Genomic DNA, 17,243 nt, shown 5'->3' on the forward strand with positions numbered 1-17,243 from the left:
ATGATTCGACTCGGCATTAATTCGGTTTTGTTCAAGGAGTTCGATTTCGCCACGGCTGCGCAGCATATTAAACTTTGCGGCTACGACGGCGTCGAGCTGTCGGCGATCAAAGGGATGTGCGAGCATCTGGAGCTCGACCGCTGGCAGGAGCAGGCCCCGGACATTCGCCGCATCGCGGAGGAGAACGGGCTGCAGCTGCTGTCGATGGAGGTGGCGGCGCTAAGCGAGGAGCGGCTCGCTCTTGCTTTTGCCGCAGCCGAGGCGCTCGGCATACCGGTCGTCAACGTCGGTCCCGGCGGCAAATCGGATGTGGAAGAAGACCTTGCGGCGACGATCGACAAACTGGCGAGCATGGCGGAGCTGGCGGCTGGGCACGGGGTGACGCTGTGCGTCAAAGCGCACGTAGGCGGCTCCATCTACAACACGCCGACGACGCTGCGCGCCATCGATGCAATTGCGAACCCGGCGTTCGGCATCGACATGGACCCGAGCCACATTTACCGCGCGAACGAAAATCCGGAAGAGGCGCTGCCGCAAGTGATCGGCCGCGTGCGCCACATCCATATCCGCGACTGCAAAGGCCGCCAGGCCGGGCCGGGGCCGATCGAGCTGCAGGCTTGCGGCCGCGGTGACATCGATCTGATCGGCTACTGCAAAGTGCTCGCAGAAACCGGCTACGACGGTCCGGTGTGCCTCGAGGTGATCGGCGCCAAGGGCCATTCGCTGGCGCAGGTCACTGCCGTCGCTGCGGAAAGCTACGGATATTTGAATGCGGTGCTGCGCTCGCTTGGGGCGCGGTAACATTTTGACGATACGGAGTTGATTTCATGTCTGGCAAAAAGCCCAATCTGCTGCTGCTCGGCATCGACAGCCTGCGCCGCGACCATATGAGCTGTTACGGCTACGATCGCTTGACAACCCCACACATCGACCGTTTCAGCCAAGATGGCGTGCTGTTCGAGCAGCACTTCTCACCGAGCATTCCGACGACGCCCGGGTACGCCTCGATGCTGACCGGCATGGACTGCTTCGGCACCGATGTCGTCGCTCTCCGCCACGGCGGCCCGCTCGGCTCCCATGTGACGACGCTGGCGGAAGTGCTGGAGAAGGAAGGCTACAATACGACGTGCGTCGGCTTCACCGGCAACCCGTCGTCGCGCGGTTTCCAGAAATACATCGATTACGAAGGCTGGGGCCCCGATGCCAGCGGCCGCAGCCCGAAAGCCGAAAACTTGAACCGGGCCGCCATCCCCGAACTGAGAAGGCTGGCAGAGGACGACAAGCCGTTCTTCCTGTTTCTCCGCCATATGGATCCTCATTCGCCTTATTTGCCGCCGGCGCCGTTCGAGCGGATGTTTTACGGCGGCGACGAGAAGGACCCGGATAACCGCTCGCTGGACGATTTGTACCAATTCAAGCCGTTCGTCGACTATTTCCGTTCATGGTTCCCTGAAGGATGTACCGACAGCGCCTACATCGACGCCCAATACGACGGAGCGGTCGCTTATATGGATGCAGGAATCCAGACGATTTTCACGGCGCTGGCGGCGCTCGGCCTTGAAGAAGAGACGCTCGTCATCGTCACGGCCGACCACGGCGAAACGCTGAATGAGCACGATTGCTACTACGACCATCACGGCTTGTACGAGACGAACTTGCGCATACCGCTCATTCTGCGGTTCCCCGGCAAGCTGCCGGCCGGGAAGCGGGTGGCGAGCCCGACGCAAATCAAGGACGTAATGCCGACGATTCTCGAGCTGCTCGGCGTAGACAGCGGCATCGACTTCGACGGCCGCAGCCTGCTGCCGCTCGTGCGGGGCGAGGAGCGCGTGCCCGAAAGCGAAATGTACATTACCGAGTGTACGTGGATGCGCAAGCACGGCTGGCGGACGCCGGAGTGGAAGCTGATCGTGGCGCTCGAGCCCGATTTCCATTTCAAGCCGGCGGTAGAGCTGTACAATTTGATCCGCGATCCGGAAGAGCTGCATAACGTGGCGGATGACGAACCGGACGTCTTGGAGCTGCTCAAAGCGCGGATGGATGCGCATATCGCGCGCAGGGAACGGGCGACCGGGCGGGCGAATCCGATAACCGTCAATCTGAACTGGCACGGACTCGGCTGCGGGCCGTTCCAGTCGTCGCAGCAGGCGTTCGATTCGCTGCACATCGGTTCGCCGCGCACCGCGCGAAGCTTGCAGGCGAAGGAGAAGCCGGCCGAAGCGGAGAAACCGACGCCGGCGTGAAGCTTAGGGGCGGGAAGGATTCGGAGGGGAGCTGGGCCGCTCAGGAGCGTTCTTCTCCGGCTCGTTCTCTATTGATATCCCGGATTGATAGCAAGAGGAGGACTAAACGATGGTGAAAGTCGCCGTTGTCGGCGTAGGCCATATCGGCCGCATCCATTGCCGCACATACGCGGACCATCCGGATGCGGAGCTCGTCGCGGTATGCGATGTGAGCCGGGAGCTGGCCGATAAGGCTGCGGCCGAGTACCGCGTTGCCGCTTACTACGATGTTGAAACGATGCTCGAACGCGAAAATCCGGATGTCGTCAGCGTCGCAACCGGCGGCAAGGAGAACGGCTCGCATCATTTTCAGCCGGTCATGGCCGCAATCGGGGCAGGCAAAGACGTGCTGGTCGAGAAGCCGATCTCGAACGATATCGGCGAAGCGGAGGAGATGGTGCGTTTTGCCCGGGAGAAGGGCGTCCGCTTCGGCTGCAACTTGAACCACCGCTTTACGCCGGCCGCGCAAAGGGCGAAGCGCTGGATGGAAGCCGGCGACATCGGGACGCCGCTCTATATCAACATGAGGCTGACGATCGGCAATCCGAACGAATCGAGCCCGTGGATTCATTTGCGCGCGCTGCATCCGCATTCGTTCGATGTGATGCGCTATTTTGCCGGAGACGTGCGCCGGGTGCAGTCGTTTTTGACGAAAGCGCCGGGACGCGAGGTGTGGTCGACCGCCTCCATCAATCTTGAATTCGCGTCGGGCGCGGTCGGCCATCTGACGGGGAGCTACGACATTTTCGGCTGGCATTCGCTGGAGTCGTGCGAAGTGGCGGGCGATCGGGGGCGGTTCGTGCTCGACAACGTGTACGAATCGTTGACGTACTACCCGCACCGGGAAGAGGAGCTGCGCGTCTACCGCAATTCCATCATGACGGGGATGAAAGGCTTCAACGACACGTTCCGGCTGCGGCTGGACGCGTTCATCCGCGAAGTGAAGGAGCAGGTGCCGCCGGACCGCATCTCGGCTTCCGGCGCGGACGCGCTGGCGGTGCAGCGCATTATCGAGGCCGCGATCCGTTCCCACGAAGCGGGAGGAGCCGTCATGGACGTGCAGTAGTCCGGCATGCGGCAAACCTCGAGGCCGATCCGAAGGAGGAAGGCAAAGTGATGAGCGGCGCGAAGCCGGGTATGGTGCTATGGTTTACGGGATTATCGGGAGCAGGCAAAACGACGACGGCCCGCGCCCTGCTTGAGCCGCTGCGGCAGTCGGGCCTGCAAGTGGAGCTGCTCGACGGCGACGAGCTGCGCAGCGTCATCAGCAAGGGACTTGGTTTCAGCCGTGAAGACCGGCTCGAGAATATACGCCGCATCGTCTATATTAGCAAGCTGCTGGCGCGAAATGGCGTCACCGTACTGGTATCGGCCATTACGCCGTACCGCGAAATGCGCGAGCTGGCGCGCCGCGAGCTGCCTGGCTATGTGGAAATTTTCGTCGACTGTCCGCTTGAGGAATGCGAGCGCCGCGACACGAAAGGGCTGTACGCCAAGGCAAGAAGGGCGGAAATCACCCATTTTACAGGGATCGGAGACAGCTATGAGCCGCCGGAGCAGCCGGATATCGTCATCCGCACTCATGTCGATGAGCTCAGCAGCAACGTAGCGCTCATTATGGACTATATTTTGCTGAAAGCCGGAAGGAGGGACGCCGTATGAACATCGTGTTCGTGTCGCTCGATACGCTGCGCGCGTCCCGGCTGGGCTGCTACGGCTACGGGAAGCCGACGTCGCCGCACCTGGACCGGATCGCCGCGCAAGGAGCGTTGTTCGAGCGGGCATACGCGACCGACATCCCGACCGAAGTGGCGCATACCGGCATTTTTACCGGCAAAATGGGGCTGAGAACCGGCATCGTCGCGCACGGTTCGGCGCTGACGCAGCTGCCGAAAAAGGAGCCGTGGCTGCCGGCGCTGCTGCGCGGTCATGGCTTTACGACGGCGGCCGTCGATAACTTGTACCAGCTGAAGGAATGGTTCGCGCGAGGGTTCAGATACTACATCAACTCGTCCGGAACGGAGCGCAGCATTGACGGCCGCACAGTGAACGAGCTGGCGTTCCCGTGGATACGCGGGCATCAGCGCGAGCCGTTTTTCCTGTTTCTGCATTACTGGGACCCGCACACCCCGTATTTGCCGCCGCCGCATTATGCGGAGCTGTTCTATGAGCGGGGACGCGATCCGTTCGACCGCGCCAATACGAGCATGGAAGCCGCTTACAATCATGCGGCTTATCCTTTTTTCAAGCATCATCATTACGACAAGCTCGGACCGGTGACGGATGCAGCTTACGTAAGCGCGCTGTATGACGCGGAAATCCGCTATTTGGACGACCGGCTGCGCGAGCTCGACGAGCTGCTCGTGCAGGAAGGCCTGTATGACGACACGCTGCTCGTGCTGTTCGGCGATCACGGGGAAAGCTTGACGGAGCACGACATTTATTGGGATCATTGCGGGCTGTACGAAACGACGGTGCGCGTTCCGGTCATGATGCGTTGGCCGGGGCGCATCCCCGCCGGACTCCGGGTTGCCGGGCTTGTGCAGCAGCAAGATTTGATGCCGACGGTGCTGGAAGCGGCCGGCATCACGCCTCCGGCTTCACTGGACGGCCGCAGCTTGTGGCCTTGCTTGCAGGGCGAAGCCGAAGGTACGCGGGAAGCGGTATTTTTAAGCGAGTGCGCCTGGCAGGCGAGCCGGGGCGTCGTGACCCGCGACTATAAATTTATCCGCACTGTCGATGCCGGGCCGTTCCGCCGTCCGCCCCGGGAGCTGTACGATTTGCGCTCCGATCCGGAGGAAACGGACAATGCCGCCGAGCGGGCGGCCGACGTTGCCGATGAACTCGAACAGCGGCTGGACCGATGGGTGGAAGAAACGCTCGGCGGGCGGCCCGATCCGATGGCGGCGCAGCTGGAAGCCGGGTTGCCGTTCAAAAACCGGATCCACGACATTTTGCTGGAGTACGGCTTAACGTGGGATAGCTGGATCCGCGATCCGAGACGGGACATATTCGATGCGGCGGCGGCCGCGCGCCGGGCGAAAGCGACGTAAGGAGGAGGGCGCGGGATGCGTACGACCAGGCCGAACATTTTGCTCATTATGGCCGATCAGCTTCGCTACGACTGCGTCGGGTACAGCAAGACGGCTCCGGTATCGACGCCCTATATCGACGCGCTTGCCGCGGAGGGCGCATGGTTTACGAAAGCCTACAGCCATATTCCGGTTTGCGGCCCGGCCCGGCAGTCGCTCGTCTGCGGGCAGCGGCCGGAGACGTTCGGCGGCTTGTGGAACTATAACATTGCCTTGAAGGTCGGTTCGCTGGAGCCGGGAGCGTACTCGTGGGCCAGAGCGCTGCAGGAGGCGGGCTACCGAAACGGTTACGTCGGCAAGTGGGACGTACATCCGCGCTGCAATCCGACAATGTACGGCTACGACGAGTACGTCGACAGCGATGCGCTTTATCGCGAGTGGGTCAAGGAGCAGTACCCGAACTTGGCGTATACCGCAGCGTATTTCGGGGAAACCGACCCGTTGCCCCTGGAGCATACCCGGACGCACCGCACGTCCGAGCTGGCCGGAGCTGTGCTGCGGAAGCTGGCCGGCGACGGGCGGCCGTGGCATTTGCGGGTCAATTTTCAGGAGCCGCATTTGCCGTGCCGGCCCGCTGCCCCATTCGCCGACCGCTATCAGCCGGACGACGTACCGGTATGGGGCAGCTTCGCCGACACGTTCGAAGGCAAGCCGTACATTCAGCGGCAGCAGCTGCTGAACTGGAACGTGCAAGACTATACGTGGCGCGACTGGGCGCCAATCGTGGCCAGATACTACGCGATCATCAGCCAGTTGGACGATGCGGTTGGCGCGCTGCTTCGGCAGCTCGACGCTACGGGCCAGCGGGATGATACGCTTGTCATTTTCACTTCCGACCATGGCGATCTGTGCGGCGGACATCGCATGATGGATAAGCATTACGTCATGTACGAAGACGTCGTCAAGGTGCCGCTTGCCGTCAGATGGCCCGGCGTCGTGCCTGCCGGCAGCGGCAGCGACGAGTTCGTGTACAACTTGCTCGATTTGCCGCCGACGCTGCTGCAGGCCAGCGGAGCTGCCGTCCCTGATCCGGAGCGGCACCGGCTGCACGGCGAATCGCTTATGCCGCTGCTGCTCGGCCAGGAGCCGCCCGCGTGGCGGGACGAAATCGTCGCCACGTACAACGGCCAGCAGTTCGGCTTGTACACGCAGCGCATGATTCGGACCCGGAAGTGGAAGTACGTCTGGAACACGACCGACGTCGACGAGCTGTACGATATGCAATCGGATCCGCATGAGCTGCTTAACGTCATCGGTCACCCGGAGCATCGGCTTGCGGTGCGCGAGCTGCGCCGGAAGCTGTACGAGACGCTGCTGCAAGACGGCGACGGCTTGGTCCGGAACGAATGGATGAGAGCGCAGCTGCTTGAAGGGCGCAAGGTGTAGGTGGGAAGCGGCGGCGCTGTGGGTGCGAAGCGACGCCGATATGCATGGCAGGAAGGGCGGTTGGAGGGCCAACGGTCACCGGCACTGTGGGTGCGAAGCAGCGCCGTTATGATCTGCCGAACGGCCGGGCCGCCAGTTCAGTCGAGCTCCCGCCCGCAACGAAAACGCCGCCTGAACGGAACGGTGCCCGGTTCGGCGGCGTTTTGAATCGTTATTGTCTGACCAGCTTCGTAATACGGCCGTCCGAAATCCATTCGGCGACGTACACGTTGCCTTGGGAGTCGACGCAGACGCCGTGCGGAGAGCTGAATTTGTCGGGGCGGAAGTAAGATTTCGGCAAATTCGGCCAGCCTTGCTGCTTATACGCCTGCTGATCTTCGCCAAGATGCGTGATGAGCCGGTCCCGGCCGTCCAAAATCGTGACCCGGCTGTTCAAATCGGGAATGTACACTTCATCGCCGAAAAAGTAAAAGCTGCACGGCAGATCGAGGTTATGCTCGACAAACCGTTTATGCTCGCCTTCCAGCGTAAACACTTGAATGCGGTGGTTGCGGCGGTCGGCGACGTACAGCTCCGGCTCTTCGCCGCGCAAATTGACCGAAATGCCGTGCGGCTCGATGAATTGCGCCCCGGCTCCTGAACCGGCGGCCGCCCCTAGCTGCGCACGTACGCTCCATCGGCGGTATAGTGGTGCACGTAATACTGGCCGTACCCGTCGGATACGTAAATGTCGCCGTTCGGGGCTACGCACACGTCAGTCGGAACGTAGCGGCGTTCGGCGTCGTACAAATCCGGGCGATCCGGCGCACCGAGGCGAAGCAGCACCTCGCCGGACAGCGTCGTCTTCACGACCATGGCCCGCTTCGTATCGGCGAAATACAAATACTCCCGGCCGTCATAGTCCCTATGTAAATAAAACCCGTGCGCGCCGCCTTCGAACTCGTCGCCCCAAGCCGTCAGGAAGCGGCCGTCCCGGTCAAACACGACGACGGACTGCTTGCCGGTATGATGGACATACACGTTATCTTCGGCATCGACGCAAATGCCGTGCGTGTAGCCGTAAGCCAGCCCTTCCGGCAGCTGCCCCCAACCCGGCTGCACTTCGTAGGAATGCGTGGCGCTGCCGATAATAAGACGATCGGACATAATCGAACCTCCTTGAAAATGGGATGCCTCAAGCGCTCGTCTTTCCCATTGTAATATGGCAGCTCCGCGGAAAGTGTCGAACCGTCTGCAAGAGGAAGCGGAACATACGCAGGCCCACAAGCCGCTAGAACCCCCAGTTGCGCCGCCTGAACTCGGTTGGCGTCTGGCCGGTGACCGCTTTGAAATTGCGGCAAAAGTAATGAACGCTCGAGTAGCCGAGCTTGACGGCGACAGCTTCGACCGACGCTTCCCGGAGGAGCAGCTGCTGCGCCTGCTTGACCCGCTCCAGCACGAGATAGTGCTTCGGCGCATAGCCGGTCGCTTCGCGAAACAGCTCGGCGAAGTACGTCGGGTGATACCCGGCGAGCGCGGCGAGTTCGGGGATCGTCCAGGCATGCGCAGGCCGGCTGCGGATCGCCTCTACGGCGGCGGCGATTTTGCTGCGCTCGCGCTCGGCGCGAAACCGCTTGTCGCGCTGAAACCGGATGAGCGTTCCGACCAGCTGCAGCAAATAGCCGCGCATGACGAGCTCGAAACCGGCTTCCTGATGCAAAAATTCGCTCGCCATGCGCACAAATGGCCCTCCAGCCCTTGCACGTCGTAGAACGGCCACAGCTCGACGTCGCCGGCGCCTTCCGCATGCACCGTATACGCAGGCGTCGGCTTCAGCAACTCTTGCTGCGAGCATTCGCGTATGTGAGATACCGGCGAGACGGGCGCGGCAGACTCGGCGTCCCAGCTAAAATGAACGCTCGAGAGCGTGAGCGGACCGCGCGGTGAGGCAGCAAGCCGATGCGGTGTATGCGGTCCGTAAAAAATGCAATGTCCCGGACGAAGCTCAAGCGTCTGTCCGGCAAATTCGAACGAAGCTTCGCCCTCCACAATATAGACAAACTGATAGTCCGGGATCGCTCTAGGTCCCCATACGTAACCCGCCGGAGCCGTAAAATAATTGGCAAAATTCACCGTCGGCCGAAGCGTGCCGAGCTCGCCGATATGAACATTCCGCTTGTCAGAGCTTATGCACATCGCTGCGTCAACCTCCGCGCCGTTGTTCACTGCTGCTTTCATTGTTTCATATATTCTGGGAAAAGTGCAACCATTACTTGGAAAACTGTAACGACTTCCGGAAGGAGGGCTTGCTACAATAACATCGTACTCATCATTTCAAGGAGGAATGAACATGCTGACGGCGGAGCAGATTGCGGAGTTTGACGAGAACGGTTTTCTGAAAGGCGGCGTCGTGCTGTCGGACGAAGAAGTCGAGAGGCTGCGCGAAGAACTGGACATGGTCATGGAAGGCAAGAGCGTGAAAAAGCCGGTGCTGAACCGGAACATGCTCGACAACTCCCATTACGGGATGACGATTACGAAGAAAGAGACCGTCGTTCAGATCGTCAACATTTGGATGGCGAGCGATGCTTACTTCGAGCATGCGAAAAATCGCACGATTTGCGAGGAGGTGGCGCAGCTGTGCCGCACCGATACGCTGCGCATCTGGCACGACCAAATCCAGTATAAGCCTCCGGTGACCGGCGGTCCTACGCATTGGCACCAGGATCACCCGCTGTGGCCCGTCATCCAGCCGGCCGATCTCGTCAGTGCCTGGGTGGCGCTCGACGACGCAACGATCGAGAACGGCTGCATGTGGATGGTGCCCGGCAGCCATAAATGGGGCAATCATCAGCGGTACTTGACCGCCACCGAGGACTTTATGCCGGTGCATAAGCAGCCGCAGCTGCTGCCGCCAGGGGCCAAAGTGGAAGCCGTTCCGTTCGAAATTAAAAAAGGGCAAGTCGGCTATCACCATTCGCTGACGTGGCACGGCAGCCCGAACAACCGTTCGGAGCGCAAGCGGCGCGCCATCGCGGTGCACTACATGCCGGGGCATACGTACTACGCGCCGACCGGCAACCATCCGATGGAGCCGCACATTCACGTCAAGCCCGGGGAAATTATGTCCGGCGAAAGCTTCCCGGTCGTTTACGAGAAATAATGGCCAATTTGGTATAATGAAATCGCGCTGCTGCCCCTGCATACGCCGTATGCGGGGACTTTTCTCTTTGCCGCGCAGGGGAGGACAGATTATGAGCCAATTGAAGCCGAATATGGACGCCGGCACGGCGGAAACGTTTCTGCGCGAATATTGGAACGGCGATATTAGCGGACTGCAGGCGGTGGAGGAAGGGGAGCTCAGCAGAGCATACTTTTTTCGAGCAGGCGGAAAAGACTATGTTGTTCGGTTCAATCATAGCGGGGAAGGTTTTGCCAGAGAACTCCGATTGTATGAATCTTATCATCGGCAAGGCTTGCCGATGCCCCGCATCGTCGCAATCGGCACAACGGAAGGCTTCCATTACTGCATCTCCAAACGCGCACCGGGCACGACACTGATCCGGCTTCCGCTCGAGCAAATTAGGGAGTTCGTCCCCCGCCTGACGGATACGTTCGCGCAGCTGCAGCGGCTGCAGCTGGGGAAAACGGCCGGGTACGGCTGGGTCAATGCCGAAGGAAACGGCGATTTCGACAGTTGGCCGGCGTTTTTGGCATCGTTTTTCGCTGAAGAGCAGGACGGCTTCTGGCACGGCTGGTACCGGCTGTTTGAAGCGGGTATTCTTGAGCGGGACGTGTTCTGGCCCTTGTACGGCCGGATGATGGAAGATGCGCGGCGAGCGCCGCCGGAACGGCATTTGGTTCACGGCGATTTTCACCTTGGCAACATGATCGGCGACGGCAGTGCCATTACGGCCATCGTCGATTGGGAGATGGCAGCGTACGGCGATTATATGTTCGATTTGGCGACGATGCAGCTGTGGACGCCGCAGCTGCAGTTTCCCGAGAAATTTAGGCAGCGCATGGCCGAACAAGGCGTGCACATTCCTTATTTCGAAGAACGGCTGCGCTGCGGGCTGCTGTTCAAAGGTCTTGACGGGCTGCGCTTTTTCGCCAAGAAAGAGGATCCCGGCGCGTACCGGCACGTCAAGTCCGAGCTGCTGCGGCTGTTGCAGGGATGAACTGAACTAAAGCGGAAAGAAGCGGGGGATGCAATATGTATGAACGTACGGCACAAGCGATACACGATCCGGACGTGAGGCAGGTATTGAACGTGATCTTGCACGGAGCGCAGACGATGTTGGGCAACCTGTTCGTCGGGATGTACGTACACGGCTCGCTGGCGATCGGCGACTTCGATGCCGGGCGCAGCGATATCGATTTTCTTGTCGCCACAGCGGCGGACGACTTGCCTGACCGCACTTATGCGGCCATTCGCTCATTTCACGAACGCATCGCCGCCAGCGGCCTGAAATGGGCGACGAATATCGAAGGCTCGTACATTCCGCTGTCCGCGCTGCGGCGCCACGATCCGAGCCGTTCGTTGCATCCCGCCTTGCGCTGCGACGGCAGCTTTGGCATGGACCGTCACGGCGCCGAGTGGATCGTGCAGCGCCACATCGTTCGCGAATATGGCATCGTGCTGGCCGGACCCGAGCCGCATACGATCATTGAGCCTGTTGAGCCGGACACGCTTCGGACTGCCGTCGTTCAGCTTCTCCGCGATTGGTGGCAGCCGCAGCTTAAGGACAGTTTTCGATTGGCTGGCAGCGAGTATCAGGCTTATGCGGTTTTGACAATGTGCCGCGCGCTTTACACGTTACGGCACGGCACCGTCGCATCGAAGCCGGCGGCCGGACGATGGGCGATGGATAAGCTAGACGAGCGCTGGGTTCCCCTCATCGAGCAAGCGCTGAACTGGCGGCACGGTATAGAGCTGCAGCTGATGAACGATACGCTCGCCTTCATCCGCTTCACGCTGGAGCAGGCGGAACGGGAGACGGAGCGATATTCCGCCGAAGGAGGAGAATGCGTATGAAACGCAGCAAAGCACGGACCGCGATCGTAAGTTCAATGCTCGCCATATCGCTGCTGGCGGCGTGCCGATCTACGCCGACAGCCGATGACGAAGCTGCGGGCAATAAAGAAAATGCGCCGGCTTCTGCATCCGTCCAAAAGGAAGCGTCGGCCGCACCGGCATCGCTGAAGCAGTCCCCGTACTTGGACGGCAAAGGCTTGCCGCCTGTCGAGCAGCGGCTGCCCAAAGAGCCCAAGCTGACCAACGAGCTGCCGAAAGACGCGTTAACTTTCGAAATCGGCCGCTACGGCGGGACTTTGCGTACGGTAAGAACGGATGCGATTTCCGATTCCGACATTTTCATTATCGAGAACGAGCCGCTCGTCAACAGCCCGGGCTTGCTCGGAGAGGAAATAACGCCGAACGTCGTGAAGCAGTATCAGGTGAGCCCGGATCAGAAGCAATTTACGTTTACGCTGCGCGAAGGGATGAAATGGTCCGACGGACAGCCGGTCACGATGGACGACGTCAAATTCGCCGTGGAGGACGTGCTGTTCAACAAAGACTTGACTCCGGTGTTTCCGCTGTGGCTGAAATCGGCGGCGGATGCGAACGGCAAGCCGGTCACGTTTTCCGTTATTGACAGCAACACGTTTCAAATGAGCTTCGATCGCCCGTACGGCGGGTTTTTGATGCAGCTGGCCGTGCAAGGCTGGAGAGGCTATACGGACCTGATCAAGCCGAAGCATTTTTTGCAGCGCTATCATGCTAAATATACGCCGCTGGATCAGCTGGAGCCGCTCATTAAAGAAGCGGGCTTCTTGCCCGGGGAATGGACGAAGCTGTTTTCCGCGAAAGATGTGCTGAACAACGAAATTACGCAGCCGAAAGCGGTCGGCTTCCCGGTTTTGAGCCCCTATATCCAGGTGAAAGCGGGCAACGTTATCGAGTTTGAACGCAACCCGTATTATTTCAAAATCGATGCCAAGGGCAACCAGCTCCCGTACATCGACAAGCTGGAAAGCACGCTGCTGCAAAACGTCGAATCCGCCATTTTGAAAGTGATGGCCGGCGAAGTGGATCATTCGTACGAATACGTCACGATTCCGAAGGTGGCGATGCTGAAGGAAAACGAGAAAAAAGGCCATTATAAAGTTTACATTACGAAGCTGCACCGGACCGCGAACGATATCGAGCTCAATTTGACATTCGACGATCCGGTATGGAGGCAAGTCGTCAGGGATATTCGTTTCCGCAAGGCGCTCAATTTGGCGCTCGACAAGAAGGAAATCGTGAACACCGTTTTTCTGGCTTCGCCAAGCCGTCGCCGATCGAGGGCGCGGAGCGGAACATGGCAGAAGCGAACCGCCTTTTGGATGAAATGGGCATGAAGAAAGGTGCGGACGGACTGCGCCTCGGACCGGACGGCAAACCGTTCGTGATTCCGATTGAGGTATCGTCCTACTACGACGACTTTATTCAGCTTGGCGAGCTGGTCGTTGAGCAGTGGAAGGAGCTCGGCCTCAATGTCACCGTGAAGAAAATCGACAATGCGCTTTGGACGACAAAAAATCAGGCGAACCAGCTGCAGGCGACGATCTATTTCACCCCCGGTCCGGTCCAATGGGCGAGACAGGAATGGGGCCAAAACATGTGGGCGCCGCTTTGGGACAGGTGGTGGAACACCGGAGGCAAGCAGGGGGAGGAGCCGCCGGCCGAAGCGAAGGCGCTGTTCCAGGCTATTTTCACGCTGCGGGAGCTGCCGCTGCAGGAAGCGCTCGTCAAACGGAGCGACATTCGGAAAAATATCGGCGACTACTATTGGTATTACATTCATAGCGAAGACATTGCCGCACCTGTCGCCGTTAACGAGAAGCTCGGCAATTTTAGCGACAAAGGCTGGGGCATCGCCCAAAACTTTGCCGGCGAGCAATGGTTTTTCCGGCAATGAGGCAGCAGCATCGTTGGGGAAGAAGTTTCGAACGTACGTATTCGGTCAACAGGGCATATGGTTCGAGTGCGATTCATCTTTCAACAACCGCTTTACACCAAAGCACCCTGAATCGCGATTTGTCGGCGATACAAACCGCATCCTTTTTATGATACGATGTCATTATCGTGCGCCGCGCTGAACCGGGACTGAATATGTCCGGTCAGCGCGCGCCGGACGGGAGAGGAGGCTATAAAGCAGCTTGAGCAAAGTGAAAGGAATCATGTTTGATATGGACAATACGCTGCTGCAGTCGAGGATCGATTTTGCGGCAATGAAGAACGAGATTTACCGCTATTTGGTCGAATTGAACGTTCTCCCCGCTGCATTCCCGGTACAAGAACATACTTCCTCAACTTTGATCGCGCATGCAAGGCGGCTCGGAATCTCCGGCAGCATAGACGAAACGATGATGGCCACTATCGCCCGGCACGAGATGCTGGGGATGGAGGGAGCGGGGCTTGAGCCGGGAGTAGAACCGCTGCTGTCGTCCTTATACAGGCGATACACGCTTATTGTCGTAACGAACAATTCTCATGCCGCCGCGCGCAAAGCGCTTGAGCTGACAAATATATCCCGGTATTTCGATCTCGTTGTTGGCAGGGAACAAATGGCCGTTATGAAGCCGTCGCCGGCCGGGTTTGACTATGCCAAGCGGCAGTACGGCTCGATTGCGCCAGATGAATGGATCTCGGTCGGGGATGCGTGGATTGACGGCAAAGCGTCCATGGATGCGGGCATCCCTTTCGTCAGCTACCGCACGAGTATGGAAGCGATGATCGCGAAAGGCGTGCAGCCGATCGGCCGAATCGATCGTATCGGGGATATTATGGAATTCATCAACTAAACCTAATTTTCGATTCACAAAACGGAACCCTTCATTGTCTTATTTGATGAAAGCAAATTCAAACGCAATGGAGGAACCGGAAAATGAATCCCAGATTGAATTATACCCAGTCGTCCCCGGAAACGCTGGACACGATGATGCAGCTGGAACACTATGCGCGGAGCCGCGGCATCGACAAGTCGCTGTACGATCTGATCAAAATACGTGCCTCGCAAATTAACGGCTGCGCATTCTGCATCGACATGCACGCCAAAGATTTGCAAGCGATGGGGGAAAGTATCGATCGGATTTTGCTCTTGTCCGTCTGGAGGGAAGTGCCGATTTATACCGATAAGGAAAAAGCGGTGCTGGAGCTAACGGAATACGTCACGCGCATATCCGAATCCGGCTTGCCGGATGATGTGTATGAGCGGGTGAGGGCGCATGTGGACGAGAAGGAATTCATGGACCTTATCATGACGATCAACACGATCAATTGCTGGAACCGGATCGCAATTTCGACGCGAATGTACCCCGGCTGTTTCTTGTAAGTCGCAGGCAGAAGGAGGGATCGGCTTGGCAGGTAAGCTGTCTGCCAGCAGCACAGAGCTGAGCATGGAACAGTTATACGCGGCATACAAGCCGCTGCTGTTCTCGATCGCATATCGAATGATGGGCACAATTCTGGACGCCGAAGATATCGTGCAAGAGGCGTTCATGGCTGTGCAATCGCTGCAAACGGACGAAATCAAAAACATGAAAGCGTATTTGTGCAAATTGACGATGAATCGCTGTCTCAACGAGCTCAAGTCGGCGAGAAAGCGAAGGGAGACGTATTTCGGCGAGTGGCTGCCGGAACCGCTCATCGCGCACGGCGACCAGCCTTTCGACGCGGCCGAAGCGAACGAAACGTTGTCCTACGCTTTTCTCGTCATGCTCGACCGCCTTTCTCCGATGGAGCGGGCGGTTTTTGTGTTGCGTACGGCGTTCGGCTTCGACTACGGTGAAATTGCCCGCATCGTCGACAAAAACGAGGCGAATTGCCGCAAGCTGTTCAGCAACGCCAACAAGCGGCTGGAGACAAGCGACGTACGGCAAGCAGTGCGGCACGACGGACTGCGGGTGAAGCAGCTCGAACGGTTCGTTACCGCCTTCAAGCAAAGAAACGTGGAGCAGCTGCTCGAATTGTTGACTGAGGATGCGGTGCTGGTCACCGACGGCGGAGGCCGGGTAAGAGCGGCCGTCAAACCGATCTTTACGCGCGAGAGAATCGCTACGCTTTTGGACGTCATATCGGCCCACGGGCTGCTGGGCGTCGAAGGCATCATCATGCCGGTCAACGGACAAGAGGAAGTCGTCTTTATCAAGGATAACGCGGTTATCGCCGTACTCTGCATCAGATTCGCGAGCGCGGACGCATCCCAAATCGACCGCATTTACATCGTAATGAATCCGGACAAGTTGAAGCAACGCTAACGTCACGCAAGCGAGACAAAGGGTGCCCGTATAAACGGGCACCTTTTTTCATGTCCTTATTGTGGCATTTAATCCATCCATTGGACATAGTTTTACTAGGGAGCAGCTGTCGGCGAAGGCCTAATATGAGGAGCGATTCGTGTAAGGGAAGGGGCCCGGATGACAGTGTTCCATAGTAAGCCGTATCGGCACGGCGCATATGAACCGGCGGCCGATGCGATCGAAGGGAGGTGCGGCTGATGGCCGCTTCCGCACAGCCGGCACCGGTTCGGGCGACCGAGCCGGTGCGCAGAACGAAAAAAGCGAGAGAAAAAAGCAACAAGATGGGCTATGTGTTCGTAGCGCCGCTTGTGATCGGCGTGTTGGCTTTCGCCATTTATCCGATGTTCGCCGCCTTGTATTTAAGCTTTAACCAGACGTCCGGCGCGGCGTTGAACGGCAAATGGGTCGGATGGTCCAACTACCGGTACGCATTGCACGATCCGATTTTCTGGAAGTCGCTGTATAACACGATCTATATGGGCATTTTTTCCGTCGCTCTCGGCATCGTCGTCTCGTTCGTTCTGGCCAGCATGATCAACAGCGTCAAATGGGTGAAAGGAAAAAATATGTTCAAAGGCATTTTCTTCTTGCCGAACGTCATATCCGCCGTAGCGACGACGCTGCTGTTCAGCTTTTTGTTTTTCCCGACCAAGCAAGGGGTCATCAATTTCGTGCTTGGAACCGTTCACATCGATCCGGTCGGCTGGTTTACGGATCCTCGCTTTTCGCGAATCAGCATCGTCCTGATGAGCTTGTGGGGCGCTCTCGGCTACAACACGATCATTTTTATCGCCGGACTGCAAAGCGTTCCCCGCGATTTGTACGAAGCTGCCGAAGTCGACGGGGCGGCCGGTTTGAAAAAATGGTGGTACATTACCATTCCGTACATGCGCCCGATTTTCGTCTTCATGATCGTAATGGGAACGATCGGCAGCATGAAACGGTTTACCGACGTATGGCTTATCGGCGGGACGGCCGGCAATCCGAGCGGAACGCTGCTCACTTCGGTGCTCTACATTTATCGAAACGCCTTTTTGGCCGGCCAGATGGGGCTCGCGACGGCGGCATCCTACTTGCTCTTCATCGTCATTCTCATCTTGACCGTGCTCCTGCTGCGGCTGAACAGGAAAAAGGACAGTTTCGATTAAGGAGG

Annotated in this window: 18 protein-coding genes and 1 pseudogene; 15 read left to right on the forward strand and 4 right to left on the reverse strand. The window is 58.7% G+C overall.

The window, feature by feature from the left end; genetic code table 11:
• From SD70_RS12410 to SD70_RS12435, 6 genes are all read left to right on the forward strand, one after another.
• The gene (locus tag SD70_RS12410; RefSeq protein WP_041047888.1) at window positions 1–801 is read left to right on the forward strand and encodes a sugar phosphate isomerase/epimerase family protein; all 801 of its coding nucleotides are present in this window, start codon (window positions 1–3) and stop codon (window positions 799–801) included.
• A gap of 26 nt (window positions 802–827) precedes the next feature.
• The gene (locus SD70_RS12415; protein ID WP_041047889.1) at window positions 828–2,243 is read left to right on the forward strand and encodes a sulfatase; all 1,416 of its coding nucleotides are present in this window, start codon (window positions 828–830) and stop codon (window positions 2,241–2,243) included.
• 109 nt (window positions 2,244–2,352) lie between these two features.
• Complete coding sequence (locus SD70_RS37955; protein WP_041047890.1) at window positions 2,353–3,348, forward strand: Gfo/Idh/MocA family protein; 996 nt, start codon at window positions 2,353–2,355, stop codon at window positions 3,346–3,348.
• A gap of 50 nt (window positions 3,349–3,398) precedes the next feature.
• Window positions 3,399–3,944, forward strand: a complete 546-nt coding sequence (gene cysC / locus SD70_RS37960; RefSeq protein ID WP_041047891.1) for an adenylyl-sulfate kinase — start codon at window positions 3,399–3,401, stop codon at window positions 3,942–3,944.
• Window positions 3,941–5,335 (forward strand): sulfatase family protein, encoded by a 1,395-nt coding sequence (locus SD70_RS12430; protein WP_052487350.1) that lies wholly within the window; start codon window positions 3,941–3,943, stop codon window positions 5,333–5,335. The genes cysC and SD70_RS12430 overlap by 4 nt, the downstream gene beginning before the upstream one ends.
• 15 nt (window positions 5,336–5,350) lie before the next feature.
• Entirely contained in the window at window positions 5,351–6,760 is a 1,410-nt protein-coding gene (locus tag SD70_RS12435) for a sulfatase-like hydrolase/transferase (protein WP_041047892.1), read from the forward strand.
• Between the two features lie 211 nt (window positions 6,761–6,971).
• On the opposite strand, the gene SD70_RS12440 is transcribed toward SD70_RS12435, so the two are convergent.
• The 4 genes and pseudogenes from SD70_RS12440 to SD70_RS40325 form a co-directional block, all read right to left on the reverse strand.
• Window positions 6,972–7,511, reverse strand: a complete 540-nt coding sequence (locus SD70_RS12440) for a hypothetical protein (protein WP_082053318.1) — start codon at window positions 7,509–7,511, stop codon at window positions 6,972–6,974.
• On the reverse strand, window positions 7,415–7,906 hold the full coding sequence (locus tag SD70_RS12445) for a hypothetical protein (protein ID WP_041047894.1): 492 nt from the start codon (window positions 7,904–7,906) through the stop codon (window positions 7,415–7,417). Before SD70_RS12445 ends, SD70_RS12440 begins: the two co-directional genes overlap by 97 nt.
• Before the next feature lie 124 nt (window positions 7,907–8,030).
• Entirely contained in the window at window positions 8,031–8,474 is a 444-nt protein-coding gene (locus tag SD70_RS12450; RefSeq protein ID WP_231571187.1) for a helix-turn-helix domain-containing protein, read from the reverse strand.
• A 182-nt stretch (window positions 8,475–8,656) separates the two neighbouring features.
• Window positions 8,657–8,977: pseudogene (locus SD70_RS40325) on the reverse strand (cupin domain-containing protein); the annotation flags it as partial.
• A gap of 112 nt (window positions 8,978–9,089) precedes the next feature.
• Here SD70_RS40325 and SD70_RS12460 point away from each other — a divergent pair.
• From SD70_RS12460 to SD70_RS12500, 9 genes are all read left to right on the forward strand, one after another.
• Window positions 9,090–9,902 carry a phytanoyl-CoA dioxygenase family protein gene (locus SD70_RS12460; RefSeq protein WP_041047896.1) on the forward strand — a complete coding sequence of 271 codons (813 nt, stop codon included), beginning with the start codon at window positions 9,090–9,092 and terminating at the stop codon, window positions 9,900–9,902.
• A 91-nt stretch (window positions 9,903–9,993) separates the two neighbouring features.
• A complete protein-coding gene (locus tag SD70_RS12465) occupies window positions 9,994–10,920 on the forward strand; it encodes a phosphotransferase family protein (RefSeq protein WP_041047897.1) in 927 nt (308 codons plus the stop codon).
• A 35-nt stretch (window positions 10,921–10,955) separates the two neighbouring features.
• A complete protein-coding gene (locus SD70_RS12470; RefSeq protein ID WP_041047898.1) occupies window positions 10,956–11,777 on the forward strand; it encodes an aminoglycoside adenylyltransferase domain-containing protein in 822 nt (273 codons plus the stop codon).
• Window positions 11,774–13,147, forward strand: coding sequence for an ABC transporter substrate-binding protein (locus SD70_RS12475; RefSeq protein WP_041047899.1), 1,374 nt, complete (start codon window positions 11,774–11,776; stop codon window positions 13,145–13,147). Before SD70_RS12470 ends, SD70_RS12475 begins: the two co-directional genes overlap by 4 nt.
• A complete protein-coding gene (locus tag SD70_RS39225) occupies window positions 13,108–13,707 on the forward strand; it encodes an ABC transporter substrate-binding protein (RefSeq protein ID WP_197081022.1) in 600 nt (199 codons plus the stop codon). The genes SD70_RS12475 and SD70_RS39225 overlap by 40 nt, the downstream gene beginning before the upstream one ends.
• 250 nt (window positions 13,708–13,957) lie before the next feature.
• Entirely contained in the window at window positions 13,958–14,593 is a 636-nt protein-coding gene (locus tag SD70_RS12485; protein WP_231571188.1) for an HAD family hydrolase, read from the forward strand.
• Between the two features lie 83 nt (window positions 14,594–14,676).
• The gene (locus SD70_RS12490; RefSeq protein WP_041047901.1) at window positions 14,677–15,123 is read left to right on the forward strand and encodes a carboxymuconolactone decarboxylase family protein; all 447 of its coding nucleotides are present in this window, start codon (window positions 14,677–14,679) and stop codon (window positions 15,121–15,123) included.
• Window positions 15,124–15,148: 25 nt separating this feature from the next.
• On the forward strand, window positions 15,149–16,048 hold the full coding sequence (locus SD70_RS12495) for an RNA polymerase sigma-70 factor (protein WP_052487352.1): 900 nt from the start codon (window positions 15,149–15,151) through the stop codon (window positions 16,046–16,048).
• 323 nt (window positions 16,049–16,371) lie between these two features.
• Window positions 16,372–17,238 (forward strand): carbohydrate ABC transporter permease, encoded by an 867-nt coding sequence (locus tag SD70_RS12500; protein WP_331436772.1) that lies wholly within the window; start codon window positions 16,372–16,374, stop codon window positions 17,236–17,238.
• The last annotated feature ends 5 nt before the right edge of the window (window positions 17,239–17,243 follow it).

The organism is Gordoniibacillus kamchatkensis (assembly GCF_000829455.1).
Lineage (GTDB): Bacteria > Bacillota > Bacilli > Paenibacillales > NBRC-103111 > Gordoniibacillus > Gordoniibacillus kamchatkensis.

What these genes read in the sequence shown, in the direction of transcription:
- SD70_RS12460 (WP_041047896.1), top strand. Translation starts at nt 9,090, where the DNA reads ATGCTGACGGCGGAGCAGATTGCGGAGTTTGACGAGAACGGTTTTCTG.
- SD70_RS39225 (WP_197081022.1), top strand. Translation starts at nt 13,108, where the DNA reads ATGGCAGAAGCGAACCGCCTTTTGGATGAAATGGGCATGAAGAAAGGT.
- SD70_RS12435 (WP_041047892.1), top strand. Translation starts at nt 5,351, where the DNA reads ATGCGTACGACCAGGCCGAACATTTTGCTCATTATGGCCGATCAGCTT.
- SD70_RS12470 (WP_041047898.1), top strand. Translation starts at nt 10,956, where the DNA reads ATGTATGAACGTACGGCACAAGCGATACACGATCCGGACGTGAGGCAG.
- SD70_RS12500 (WP_331436772.1), top strand. Translation starts at nt 16,372, where the DNA reads ATGGGCTATGTGTTCGTAGCGCCGCTTGTGATCGGCGTGTTGGCTTTC.
- SD70_RS12415 (WP_041047889.1), top strand. Translation starts at nt 828, where the DNA reads ATGTCTGGCAAAAAGCCCAATCTGCTGCTGCTCGGCATCGACAGCCTG.
- SD70_RS37955 (WP_041047890.1), top strand. Translation starts at nt 2,353, where the DNA reads ATGGTGAAAGTCGCCGTTGTCGGCGTAGGCCATATCGGCCGCATCCAT.
- SD70_RS12445 (WP_041047894.1), bottom strand. Translation starts at nt 7,906, where the DNA reads ATGTCCGATCGTCTTATTATCGGCAGCGCCACGCATTCCTACGAAGTG.
- SD70_RS12490 (WP_041047901.1), top strand. Translation starts at nt 14,677, where the DNA reads ATGAATCCCAGATTGAATTATACCCAGTCGTCCCCGGAAACGCTGGAC.
- cysC (WP_041047891.1), top strand. Translation starts at nt 3,399, where the DNA reads ATGAGCGGCGCGAAGCCGGGTATGGTGCTATGGTTTACGGGATTATCG.
- SD70_RS12465 (WP_041047897.1), top strand. Translation starts at nt 9,994, where the DNA reads ATGAGCCAATTGAAGCCGAATATGGACGCCGGCACGGCGGAAACGTTT.
- SD70_RS12430 (WP_052487350.1), top strand. Translation starts at nt 3,941, where the DNA reads ATGAACATCGTGTTCGTGTCGCTCGATACGCTGCGCGCGTCCCGGCTG.
- SD70_RS12450 (WP_231571187.1), bottom strand. Translation starts at nt 8,474, where the DNA reads ATGGCGAGCGAATTTTTGCATCAGGAAGCCGGTTTCGAGCTCGTCATG.
- SD70_RS12410 (WP_041047888.1), top strand. Translation starts at nt 1, where the DNA reads ATGATTCGACTCGGCATTAATTCGGTTTTGTTCAAGGAGTTCGATTTC.
- SD70_RS12475 (WP_041047899.1), top strand. Translation starts at nt 11,774, where the DNA reads ATGAAACGCAGCAAAGCACGGACCGCGATCGTAAGTTCAATGCTCGCC.